The sequence below is a fragment of the Mammaliicoccus sp. JADD-157 genome (assembly GCF_049310805.1).
GTDB lineage: Bacteria > Bacillota > Bacilli > Staphylococcales > Staphylococcaceae > Mammaliicoccus > Mammaliicoccus lentus.
Genome location: NZ_JBMOVZ010000001.1, coordinates 987,502 through 999,806 on the forward strand (window position 1 = coordinate 987,502; position 12,305 = coordinate 999,806).

9 protein-coding genes are annotated in these 12,305 nt (G+C 29.7%); 6 read left to right on the plus strand and 3 right to left on the minus strand.

Annotation, left to right across the window (positions count from 1 at the left end; genetic code table 11):
- The first annotated feature begins 46 nt into the window (after nt 1-46).
- Nucleotides 47-397: a 50S ribosomal protein L19 gene (gene rplS / locus ACO6VN_RS04980; RefSeq protein ID WP_017000103.1), complete on the plus strand. Its 351-nt coding sequence runs from the start codon at nt 47-49 to the stop codon at nt 395-397.
- Nucleotides 398-877: 480 nt separating this feature from the next.
- Here rplS and ACO6VN_RS04985 read toward each other — a convergent pair whose 3' ends face one another.
- The 3 genes from ACO6VN_RS04985 to ACO6VN_RS04995 all read right to left on the minus strand — a co-directional run bounded on the left by ACO6VN_RS04985 (nt 878) and on the right by ACO6VN_RS04995 (nt 7,126).
- Nucleotides 878-3,448, minus strand: a complete 2,571-nt coding sequence (locus tag ACO6VN_RS04985; protein ID WP_194200812.1) for a YfhO family protein — start codon at nt 3,446-3,448, stop codon at nt 878-880.
- Between the two features lie 128 nt (nt 3,449-3,576).
- The gene (locus tag ACO6VN_RS04990) at nt 3,577-6,171 is read right to left on the minus strand and encodes a YfhO family protein (RefSeq protein WP_422404297.1); all 2,595 of its coding nucleotides are present in this window, start codon (nt 6,169-6,171) and stop codon (nt 3,577-3,579) included.
- Nucleotides 6,172-6,187: 16 nt separating this feature from the next.
- Nucleotides 6,188-7,126 carry a glycosyltransferase family 2 protein gene (locus tag ACO6VN_RS04995; RefSeq protein WP_017000100.1) on the minus strand — a complete coding sequence of 313 codons (939 nt, stop codon included), beginning with the start codon at nt 7,124-7,126 and terminating at the stop codon, nt 6,188-6,190.
- Between the two features lie 71 nt (nt 7,127-7,197).
- Here ACO6VN_RS04995 and ylqF point away from each other — a divergent pair, with 71 nt between their 5' ends.
- The 5 genes from ylqF (at nt 7,198) to ACO6VN_RS05020 (ending at nt 12,177) form a co-directional block, all read left to right on the plus strand.
- Complete coding sequence (gene ylqF / locus ACO6VN_RS05000) at nt 7,198-8,082, plus strand: ribosome biogenesis GTPase YlqF (protein WP_194200810.1); 885 nt, start codon at nt 7,198-7,200, stop codon at nt 8,080-8,082.
- Nucleotides 8,063-8,854, plus strand: coding sequence for a ribonuclease HII (locus ACO6VN_RS05005; RefSeq protein ID WP_194200809.1), 792 nt, complete (start codon nt 8,063-8,065; stop codon nt 8,852-8,854). Before ylqF ends, ACO6VN_RS05005 begins: the two co-directional genes overlap by 20 nt.
- Nucleotides 8,855-8,943: 89 nt before the next feature.
- Complete coding sequence (gene sucC, locus ACO6VN_RS05010) at nt 8,944-10,110, plus strand: ADP-forming succinate--CoA ligase subunit beta (protein ID WP_422404298.1); 1,167 nt, start codon at nt 8,944-8,946, stop codon at nt 10,108-10,110.
- Between the two features lie 19 nt (nt 10,111-10,129).
- Nucleotides 10,130-11,038, plus strand: coding sequence for a succinate--CoA ligase subunit alpha (gene sucD / locus ACO6VN_RS05015; RefSeq protein WP_017000096.1), 909 nt, complete (start codon nt 10,130-10,132; stop codon nt 11,036-11,038).
- A 233-nt stretch (nt 11,039-11,271) separates the two neighbouring features.
- Nucleotides 11,272-12,177 (plus strand): nuclease-related domain-containing protein, encoded by a 906-nt coding sequence (locus ACO6VN_RS05020; RefSeq protein WP_216683845.1) that lies wholly within the window; start codon nt 11,272-11,274, stop codon nt 12,175-12,177.
- Nucleotides 12,178-12,305: the final 128 nt, after the last annotated feature.

The following is a 12,305-nucleotide window of genomic DNA, read 5'->3' on the forward strand; positions in this document are numbered from 1 at the left end:
TAAATTTATTATTGGGCAAGAACATAGTCAGAAGGAGAGAATATAAATGAGTAATCATAAGTTAATCGAAGCAGTAACTAAAGACCAATTACGTACGGATATTCCTACATTCCGCGCAGGTGACACTTTACGTGTACACGTACGTATCGTTGAGGGTAACCGTGAGCGTATCCAAGTATTCGAAGGTGTAGTAATCAAACGTCGTGGTGGCGGAATTTCAGAAACATTTACAGTTCGTAAATTATCTTACGGTGTTGGAGTTGAACGTACATTCCCAGTACACACTCCGAAAATCGAAAAGATCGAAGTTAAACGTCGCGGTAAAGTACGTCGTGCGAAACTTTACTACTTACGTAGCTTACGTGGTAAAGCTGCTCGTATTAAAGAAATTAGATAAATTAAAATATAAGGATTTGTCCTTTATTTTAAGTAGAAAACCGGCTGAGACATTTTGTCTTAGCCGGTTTTGTTTTTTAATTTTGAGTCAGAGAAAAAGTGAATTCATGAGTATAACTTAATCCAATAAGAGATGCTCTATTTGGATTATTGTCAAAGTTAATCCAATAAAGGGTGTTCTATTTGGATTATTGTCAAAGTTAATCCAATAAAGGGTGTTCTATTTGGATTATTGTCAAAGTTAATCCAACAAAAGGGTTCTATTTGGATTATTGTCATAGTTAATCCAACAAAAGGTGTTCTACTTGGATTATTGTCATACTTAATCCAACAAAAGTACACTGCATCATCATATTATTGAAACTATTAAAGCATTAAGTAATTTAAGGATGTATATTAAAATTCAAAATTTAAAAAATAGAAAACCTCCACACTATTTGATTTAACAAACATTGTGGAGGTTTTATTTTGAGAAAGAAATTTATATTTTAGAATCTTTTTTACGTATAGTTTTACGAAATACAATTAATAGTATGACACCTATAAACATTGCGACCATACTCGTTTTAAATAATGGCGGTTGATAAGTAATGATAACTTTCTTTTGACCTTTTTCAACAGGAATACTAGACATAATATAATTTACTTTCTTTATATCTACAGGTTTCCCATCAACGGTAGCTTTCAATCCTTCTCTATAGACAAGTGGCATGACGAGATGACCAGAAGGGTGTCGTTTCATATCAATTTGGTAGTGATTATTTTTATTGTGAAACTTAATATCTTGATTTTTACTTTGCTTCACAGCATTTTTTAAAGTTGAATAATCTTCTCCTTGAATTGATTTTAAATCGAAATGATAAGTGCCTTTTTTAAGTTTGATATGCACAGTATTTTGAGCTCTTATATTTGCTGTAGTTGTATGGCTCGGTCTTACATAAGTATATGATAGTTTATGCCTGAAAATTTTATGTTCATTCACTTTAATGTAATAATTTTTATCTTTTGGTTTCTTGATCTCAGTATCTATCATAAAATATAAATCTTTATATTTTTCTGAAGTGTCTTTAGGTAGATTAATTGTTATACCACCTCCATCTTTTGTAACAGTTAATTCTTTATTGTCTAGTTTTGCATTGTTATACGAAATTTTAGACGAATCAACTAAATCTTTTGGCTGTTTAATTTGTTCTTTTGAGTCTTTATGATTATCAATCATTCCATTTAACATAGCATGTTCTTTAACTAGTGGTGTATTTAAATTTTTATCATTAAATACTTTGTTAACAACTCGAGCACTAGGTAGTTTTTTTGTATTTTCATATATGCGATTAGTTCTATCTTGATCCTTATACGAATCAATTCTCTCAGAGTTAGTAGGGTAATGTAAGTCGTTCTTATCCTTGATTACGTAATCGACGTTAAACAAGCTGTTTAAGTTACTTCTTTCTGAAAAACCAGCATAATAACTATTGCTATTTTTAGGCATACTCACAAATAAATCTTTTTCATAAAACTTTAATATATCTGCATTGTATATACTGCTATACAGTTTTGTGCTATTAAAGTTATAGTACATAGGTGAATTGACTGTGATTGGGCGCAACATATCGATTCTTCTTAAATCATCTATTTTATTTTCTTTTAAATGATTAATTTTAGAAGCTGTTTTCTCTGTATATATATGAGAATCTTTAATGGAATCCTTCTTAGGTGTATATTTTGAAAGTATTTTATTTTGATAGTCATAAATTAAAGCAAATTGACTCGCCATTAAAACGATACAAATAAGAATATTAATATATTGGTGTTTATAAGTTATTTTAAACAATAGTAAAATGCATAAAATAGGTACAAAAATTAACCAATAATAAAATGTTTGTTGCCAAATAGCTGTTACTAAAATAGTGGTAATAGGTAATATTGACGCTAATAAAAACTGTTTGATCGTTATTAATTTAATGTGTTGTACTACCATAGCGGTTAAAATAGCAGTAGATAACGCTAGAGCGTAAACCCATCTTCTTTGAGGCATTGAGAACCCGTTAAAAAATGAATCGAAATATGGTGATAGTGAGCCAATAAGACATATGATTGTAGCTATAGCAAAAAGCTTAAAATAATACTTTTTATATAAAGGGCGTAAAAATAAAGCAGTAACAGATAAGAAAGAAATAGTAATATAAAATCCACCATATAATACATTATATTGTTTTATAAATGGGATTATTAAATCAACATTATTATTCATGATACTTCGGTCATTTTCTAAGTAAGATAAAACACCTTGAACGAATCCAAAATTACCAATTAAAAAGGCAATAAATACTGAAACGATTGTATAGATGAATTTTTGCTTTATATTTACGATGTCTTTTTCATATTTAAATATAATTCTATATAACACATAGAATGCTAAAATGATAAATTGATAATAAGTAAAATAAAAATTAGATGTTATTGTGATTGCAATAGCTATAATGAGTACTGTAGGTTTTTTTTGGGTAAATAATCGTTCAATTCCTAATAATGCTAAAGGAAGATAAAACATAACATCACTGAAAAACGACCATGTAAAAGTAAAGTAATAATACACAGTTGACCAAGCGTATAAAATACTTCCTGCAAAGGCTAATACTCTATTTAAATGATATTTTAATAATAATAAGTATGTAATAAAAATAATACATGCACATTTAAAGATAGCAATCACAATTTGGTTGGTTAATACAGTATTTAGCAGGTCCTGTGATTGTGAAAAAAATTGATGAGCTAGAACGAATACAATTCCTATCCAAGCAAATGGTGAGGTAGCGTAATAATAACTTAGATCAGAGAAGTAGTCTCCTCCTAATCCAAAATCAATATCATAAAACATTGTAAATAGTTTAGCATGTTGTATGAGATATATTTGAAAAGGTATCATTTGTTTTAATCCATCACCAATACTTGTATATAAATAATCATAATTCATATATTTATAGATAGTTGGTATATAAAAAATTATCGCGCAAAATAATGTAATGAATATTAAATAGATGATTTTTTTCATTTTGTCCCTCTTTGTTATGTGATATATAATTAGTTTATTATTCCCATATAATGGTATCATCAAACTTTTATAGTTTGAAAAAGCATACATATGAACAAGTTTTAAATTGTATATGTATGCTTTTGATACTAACTTTTATTCACTTTTCTTGTATATAAACATGATAATATTATCGAAATAATGGATACGAAAATCATAGTTTTAAAGAAAGGTGGTTTATATTGTATTTTAATATGTTTACTATTTTTAGACACGTTTACACCAGTCATAATATGATTCACTTTCTCGACTTGAACTTCTTTATTATCTACAGTAGCAGTCATACCATTTCTATAAGGGATATTAATGACTGCCATGCCACCACTGTGATTATTTAAATCAATATCAATAGCGCCATTTTCTTCTTTATAAGAATAATTTTTCTTTTTGTTTGCGGATTTTAAAGTTTTGTAATCTTCTCCATACAATCCTTGTAATTTTAGATTATATGTTCCGTTCGTTAAAGCAATAAATATTTTACCATCACTAGTAACAGGTACCCTATATAATAAATCATCTTGTAACATTCTATACTTTGAATCCTCAAACAAGCGATTATTAGAATAATCATTGATTTGAATAGAGAAGTTAGATTGTGGTGGTTTTCTCTCAAGATGTAGCATTAAATACATATCTTTATATTTTTTAGCAATCTCTTTAGGAAGTGTAATTGTTAAACCATCACCATTTTTAGGAACAGATAAAATATTGTTTTTATATTTTGAATTTCGCTCTGTAATATTCGTTTGATTTAATAAATTAGGTGCATTTTTAATTTGTGAATAATCACTACTATGACTATCAGTAATAACGCCATTTATCATCGCATGTTCTTCATCTAAGGGTGTTTTAAGTTGTTTTTGATTATAATACTTATTAGTAACTTTAACAGCAGGTAACATTTCTTTGTTTTTTAATATTTGATATTTACCGTCATCACTTACAACTTTAGAGTTAGCAGGTGATTCTTTTTCATAACTTTTCTTCATAAGGTATTTAGTTGACCATAAACTATATAAATTAGATCTATTTTGCATATTACTATAACGGCTTAAAGATTCATTTTTCAAATTAATTTTAGCTTTAGAAAATAAATAATCATATAATTGACCATCAAAAATACTTGAATATAAACTCATACCTTTAAATTGTTGGTACATAGGTGTATTGTCTTGTTCTAAAACGCGCCAAGCAATTCTTTCATCACTTTGTGTATTTTGCTTGATGTCATCTATATGAGCACGTTGTAATCCACTATCAAAAGTACTCGCTTGAATAAAGAATGTATTTGCTCTTCTTTCATGGTCTTCATGATAGATTTGGTTTTTACTATGTTCTTTGGATACTAAAAATGATAATAATAGAACGCCAAAAACATAAATAATCATTATTAAAGTTTTGTACGATTTCATGATTAACACAAATAATCCAATAATAAATAATACTGGTAACATCCAAATCCAAATAACATAATCTTTAGTGATCAAATAGCTAGATAATATAACAATGAAGCTCGGAATACAGGTGAATATATATGTTTTTAAGGATAAGGATTTAAAATAATATATATATTGTGCTATAAGCCCACTAGAGAAGAAAGTAAGTAAATAATGCCATCTTTTCTGAGGAGCTGAGAATCCGTTAAATACACTATCTATAAAAGGTATAAAGCTAGCAATAATGAATAAAATTGTAAATATACTAAACATCCGATAGAAATAATTTTTATAAAGTTTAAAAGTTAACAAAGCTTGAATAGTTAAAAATAATACGACAATTAAATAGTTATCGTAAAAAATATTGTCGTGTTTTGTGAAGTCAGATAATAAAGGTATTTCACCTTGATAAGTCGCTCTATTATTGCCTATAAAGCCTCTTGCTGAATGGAAAAATATCATAATACTACAGCCAAAACCTAGTAAACTTGCGACGAAAAATACTTTGAACTGTTGCCATTTAAGTACTTCATCGTCTTTATGTTTAAAAGTAAATCGATAAATAAAATATAAAAATCCTATTAAAACTTGATAATAAGCAAAATAGAAATTATTAATAAAAGTTAAAGCAACAATTAAGATAAACATTCCAATTTTTTTATTTTTTAAAAATCGTTCTATACTTAATAAAAGTAAGGGTAATAAAATAAAAACATCACTAAAAAACGGCCAGTATACTGTAAATCTAAAGTATATAGGTGACACAGCAAATAGAAAGGCTGATACTACAGAGCTTAAACGATTTAAACCGATTTTTTTAGTGTAAAAGTAGACTGATATCATAATTAAAAAAGATTTTATAATAGATAATACAATAGCGTTTTGTGCCCAAAAAAGCATGCGCTCTGTATCAAAATTAAATATGAATGAGCTAATCCAGATAACAATGACATTTATAATAAATAAGATATTAGTAGAGAAATAGTAAGCAAAATCAGTTAACATATCTCCACCTAAACCTAAATCTGTTGTGTAGAAGAATGAGCCTTTTGTCCAATGTTCATATAAAAACATTTGTATAGGTAACATTTGTTCAATACCATCATTTGGTCCAGTGAAAATCACGCCATCTTTAAAATATCTATATATGACATAACCATGTCCTAAAATAGCTAATAGCCCAAGCAAAAGAATAAATTTAATTGTAGATTGTTTAGTATGTAAGAATTTTTTAAATCGTTTTATCATATAGGTCACCTGTTACTCATTCATCTATATTGTTATTTTTCATATTCGTTTGATCTATTATATACTTTGGACGATTTTTAGTTTCATAATATATTCTACCAATATATTCTCCTATAACACCAAGGCTGAATAATTGTAAACTACCTAAGAATAAAATGGCGGAAATAATCGTAAAGTAACCAGGTTCTTCGATTCCGTGTAACACGATATTTATAAATGTGATTAAAATGTACAATAAACATACCACCATTGTAACTCCACTAAAATAAAAACAAATCCTTAAAGGTTTATTATTAAAACTAATTACGCCATCCATTGCATAATCTAATAATTTAAAGAAAGAGAATTTAGATTTCCCTTGATTTCTATCTTTATGATTAAATGTAATAGTTGTTTTAGAAAAGCCTACCCATTCAAATATCCCTTTTGAAAATCTATTATATTCAGTTAAATTTAAAATAGCTTGTAAAACATTTTTAGAAATTAAACGAAAGTCACCTTCGCCACTTTTAAACTTAACATCAACAATATACTTAGAAAGTTTATAAAAAGCATTGGCTGGAATACGTTTTAAAAATGATTCATTTTCTCTATTTCTCGAAGCTACAACTTGATGATAGCCTTCTTCATATAATTTAATGAATTCAGGTATCAATTCAGGAGGATGTTGCATATCTGAATCCATAATAATTGTTGCATCACCATTTGCGTGTTCTAATCCGCAAAACATTGCTGACTCTTTACCGAAGTTCTTGGAGAAAGAAATGTATTTAACATTAGAATCAGAATTCGCTAAAGTTTTCATCATATTTAATGAATTGTCTGTAGAACCATCATTTATAAAAATAAGTTCAAAGTCATATGGTAAATTAACAAAGACGTTCGCAACTTTTTCATGTAAAATAGAGATATTAGTATCCTCATTGAAAACGGGTACTACAATTGAAATTAACATAACAAACCTCCTATATAGATATGGTAAATATATCACATTTCTATAGTTTAGAATAAGAAAGGATAATATAAATGACAATACAATGGTTTCCAGGTCATATGGCCAAAGCTAGAAGAGAAGTAACTGAACAATTAAAAATGGTAGATGTTGTATTCGAACTCGTTGATGCTAGAATACCACTTTCGTCAAGAAATCCAATGATTGATGAAATCATAAACCAAAAACCTAGAGTTGTAATACTCAATAAAAAAGATATGTCTAAACAAAGTGAAACAGATAAATGGACACAATACTTTAAAAATGAAGGGTTCTTTCCTGTTCAAATTGATTCAAAACACGGTAAACATTTAAATGAATTAATGAAAGCTGCAAAAGCTGCAACTAAAGATAAATTCGATAGAGAACGTAGGAAAGGGTTGCGTCCTAGAGCAATCAGAGCGATGATTGTTGGTATTCCGAACGTAGGAAAATCAACGCTCATTAATAAATTAGCCAAAAAAACGATGGCTAAAACAGGAAACACACCAGGAGTTACAAAAAAGCAACAATGGATAAAAGTCGGTAAAGAATTAGAATTGCTAGATACACCAGGTATATTATGGCCAAGATTTGAAGATCAAGTAATTGGTAAAAAATTGAGTCTTACTGGTGCAATTAAAGATAGCATAGTGCACTTAGATGAAGTAGCAATTTATGGATTAAATTTCTTGATTGAAAACGATCCTGAAAAATTACAAAAATTTTATCAAATAGAATTAACAGAAGAAAACGATGTTGTAGAATTATTTGACCAAATTGGTAAAAGAAGAGGAATGCTGAAAAGAGGGAATGAAATAGACTATGAAGCAGTTACAGAACTTTTAATTAGAGATTTAAGAAATGCTAAAATCGGTAATTATTGCTTTGATATATACGAAGAAATGAAGGATAGTCTCTATGAAACAAAAGACAATTAAAGAAATATCTATTGAAATCAATGAATATAAAAGCTTTGAAGATGTAGAAACTTCAATTTATAAAGACGATTTACGAAAAGGTGTTCAAGCAGCTTTAAATAAAAAGCAAAAACAGATAGAACAGCTACAAAAATTAGAAACACAATATTTAAGAATGAGTGAATATGAAAACAAATTGTTAGAGAATAGTAGCGATGCTTTAATATGTGGTATTGATGAGGTAGGACGAGGTCCGTTAGCTGGACCAGTTGTTGCAAGTGCAGTGATATTGGAACCAGGGCACAATTATATCGGTATAACAGATTCTAAAGCTTTATCTCAAATGAAACGTGAATTATTCGAACAACAAATTCATGCACAAGCTTTATCAGTTGGCATAGGAATAGCAACTGTAGAAGAAATAGATGAGCTAAATATTTATCAAGCAACAAAAGTTGCGATGTTAAGAGCTATTGAACAATTAAATGTGAAACCAGATCATTTATTAATTGATGCTATGCAATTAGATATTGATATACCTCAAACTTCTATAGTAAAAGGGGATGCTAATAGTGTATCTATTGCTGCAGCAAGTGTAATTGCAAAGGAATATCGTGATCGTTTAATGAATGAATATAATAGCCAATATCCTGGATATGAATTTGATAAAAATAAAGGTTACGGTACAAAAGCTCATTTAGAAGGTGTAGAGAACTATGGAATAACACCAATTCATCGGTTATCTTTCGAACCAATAAAGACAAAAGTGAAATATTATTCTAACAATTCCTGAAATTAGACCATCCTTGTTTACAATAACGCTTACATTTTCTATAATTGAATAGTAAGCAAACATTAATGTATGTATTAGGAGGATGGAGAATGAATATCCATGAGTATCAAGGTAAAGAGATTTTTCGCTCTATGGGCGTAGCTGTACCTAATGGTTCAGTGGCTTTTTCACCTACTGAAGCAGTAGAAAAAGCAAAAGAATTAGATTCAAATGTATATGTAGTGAAAGCGCAAATCCATGCCGGTGGGCGTGGTAAAGCTGGTGGGGTTAAAATTGCTAAGTCTATTGATGAAGTTCGCGAATATGCGAAAGAATTATTAGGCAAAGTACTTGTAACACATCAAACTGGCCCAGAAGGTAAAGAAGTAAAACGACTTTTAATTGAAGAAGGTTGCGATATTCAAAAAGAATACTACATCGGTTTTGTAATCGACAGAGCAACTGATCGTATTACATTAATGGCATCTGAAGAAGGCGGAACTGAAATTGAAGAAGTTGCAGCTGCAACTCCTGAAAAAATCTTCAAAGAAGTAATTGATCCAGTAACTGGTTTAATGCCTTATCAAGCAAGAAGAATAGCTTTCAATATTAACATTCCAAAAGAATCAGTTAATAAAGCTGTAAAATTAATGATGTCTTTATATAATGTGTTTGTAGAAAAAGATTGTTCAATTGTTGAAATCAATCCACTTGTAACAACAGGTGACGGTGAAGTTTTAGCACTTGATGCAAAAGTGAACTTTGACGATAACGCTTTATTCAGACATAAAGATATCGTTGAAATGCGTGACTTAGAAGAAGAAGAAGAAAAAGAAATCGAAGCATCTAAATATGATTTATCATATATTGCATTAGATGGAAATATTGGTTGTATGGTAAACGGAGCTGGTTTAGCTATGGCTACGATGGATACAATTAATCACTTCGGCGGCAATCCGGCTAACTTCCTTGACGTGGGGGGCGGCGCTACGAAAGAAAAAGTTACTGAAGCATTTAAAATCATATTAGGAGATTCTAAAGTACAAGGTATTTTCGTAAATATCTTCGGTGGAATTATGAAATGTGATGTTATTGCAGAAGGTATCGTAGCTGCTGTTAAAGAAGTTTCATTAGATATGCCTTTAGTAGTTAGACTTGAAGGTACTAATGTAGAACAAGGTAAAAAAATCTTAAAAGAATCTGGTTTAGCAATCGAACCTGCATCTATCATGGCTGACGGTGCTCAAAAAATTGTTAAATTAGTTCAAGAACGATAAGAGAAAGGCGGAGAGTTACGTGAGTGTATTTATCGATAAAGATACGAAAGTGTTAGTACAAGGTATTACTGGTGCAACAGCACTTTTCCATACAAAACAAATGTTAGACTACGGTACACAAATCGTTGCAGGTGTTACACCTGGTAAAGGCGGCCAAGTAGTTGAAGGTGTACCTGTATTTAATACTATAGAAGAAGCGGTAGAAGAAACAGGTGCTACAGTTTCAGTTATTTATGTACCAGCACCATTTGCTGCAGATGCAATCATTGAAAGTGCAGACGCAGAATTAGACTTAGCTATTTGTATTACTGAACATATTCCAGTTATAGATATGATCAAAGTTAAACGTTACTTAGAAGGTAAAAAGACACGCTTAGTAGGACCAAACTGTCCTGGCGTTATCACTGCTGACGAATGTAAAATAGGTATTATGCCTGGTTACATCCATAAAAAAGGCCATGTAGGTGTTGTATCACGTTCTGGTACATTAACTTACGAAGCAGTACATCAATTAACACAAGCTGGTATCGGTCAAACAACAGCAGTTGGTATTGGCGGAGACCCAGTAAACGGAACAGACTTCATTGACGTGCTGAAAGCTTTCAATGAAGACGATGAAACATATGCTGTTGTAATGATTGGTGAAATTGGTGGAACAGCGGAAGAAGAAGCGGCTGAATGGATTAAAGCTAATATGAACAAACCAGTAGTTGGCTTTATCGGAGGACAAACAGCCCCTCCAGGTAAACGTATGGGACACGCTGGTGCAATCATTTCAGGTGGTAAAGGTACTGCATCAGAAAAAATCAAAACACTTAATGAATGTGGTGTTGATACAGCAGATACACCATCAGTTATTGCAGAAACATTAATAAACCGTATCAAAAAAGAAGACGGTCTATATGACAAATGCTTAACAATCAAATAATTTAAAAATAATATAGAATAAGTACAGTGAATAACAATCAATATTCGCTGTGCTTATTTAGTGTTTTCTTTTTAAAGAAAAAAGTTAAATATTATTTCATAATCTTAATCTATACCCTTAAAAATTAGGAATTATCTATTTTTAAGGGCGTTTTTTATGTAAAAAGATAAGATAGACAACGATAAAAAGAGATATTATAATAAATGTAAAAAAAATGACATAAGGAGTGAGCGATGAATAATAATACAGAAGCACTATATTTAAAATCTTTAGAATCTAGGTATGATAATGATTATGAGACACGAAATAAATTAATGGGTTTAGAAGGCGAATTAATTGTAAATAAAACATTGAAAAATATTAATTATGTCGTTTATACTCATAATCTAGAATTTACAGTCGATAAGAAATTTCAGGTCGATTTTTTAATTGTCCATAATAACCAGATAAGTATATTAGAAGTTAAACATTATTATGGAGACTTCCATTTTTTCAACTCTTACATGCAAAGTTCATCAAATAACACTTATCCACTTCCGTTTATGCAGCTCAATATAGCGAAAAATAATCTCCAAAAACTATGCAATGAAATAAATATTAATCTCCCAATTCAAGAATATTTAATCTTTTCGAATCCCACATTTACGGCTCAATCTACTATTCCAAATAAATCTCAAGTCTTATTAAGATCAGAATTCTATAAATTCTCTAAACTTTTTCAATCATTTCAAGTAGCGAAAGATAAAGCGATATTAAATCAAATACTTCAAAAACAAAAAAGGTTTTCTCAACAATTTAAAAGTATTAAAAAAACTGAATTCAGCCTAATTAAGAAAGGGATTAAGTGCCCTAACTGTAAAAACCTAAATACAATGGTTGTCGAAAAGCGAAAGAAAATGACTACTTGTATTTGTTGTGAAAAAGATTTTAAAAGAAATGAATTATACTATTTTAATATCAGAGAACTAGCAGTTATTAAAGGTGAAGAAGGATTTACTTTAGCCGAAGCAATGGAATGGTGTGATGCAGAAAATATACATACAATTCGTAGAGTTTGTAATAAATACTTTGAATCTAAAGGGCAACGATACAAGAAATATACATTAAAAGAGAATGAGATAGCGAAAGAAGTGCTCTAACGTGCAAGACAAATATAACAAGCTCGTTAGGAAATATAACGTGCACGAGTGAAAAAACAAGCCCGTTAGCGCACGCAAAACCCATCAAAACAATAATAAACCTCAAATTCAAATCAATATCCACTACA

Bases quoted from the DNA above. Each gene is read 5' to 3' on its own strand.
- rplS (WP_017000103.1), top strand. From the start codon at position 47: ATGAGTAATCATAAGTTAATCGAAGCAGTAACTAAAGACCAATTACGT.
- ACO6VN_RS04985 (WP_194200812.1), bottom strand. From the start codon at position 3,448: ATGAAAAAAATCATCTATTTAATATTCATTACATTATTTTGCGCGATA.
- ACO6VN_RS04990 (WP_422404297.1), bottom strand. From the start codon at position 6,171: ATGATAAAACGATTTAAAAAATTCTTACATACTAAACAATCTACAATT.
- ACO6VN_RS04995 (WP_017000100.1), bottom strand. From the start codon at position 7,126: ATGTTAATTTCAATTGTAGTACCCGTTTTCAATGAGGATACTAATATC.
- ylqF (WP_194200810.1), top strand. From the start codon at position 7,198: ATGACAATACAATGGTTTCCAGGTCATATGGCCAAAGCTAGAAGAGAA.
- ACO6VN_RS05005 (WP_194200809.1), top strand. From the start codon at position 8,063: ATGAAACAAAAGACAATTAAAGAAATATCTATTGAAATCAATGAATAT.
- sucC (WP_422404298.1), top strand. From the start codon at position 8,944: ATGAATATCCATGAGTATCAAGGTAAAGAGATTTTTCGCTCTATGGGC.
- ACO6VN_RS05020 (WP_216683845.1), top strand. From the start codon at position 11,272: ATGAATAATAATACAGAAGCACTATATTTAAAATCTTTAGAATCTAGG.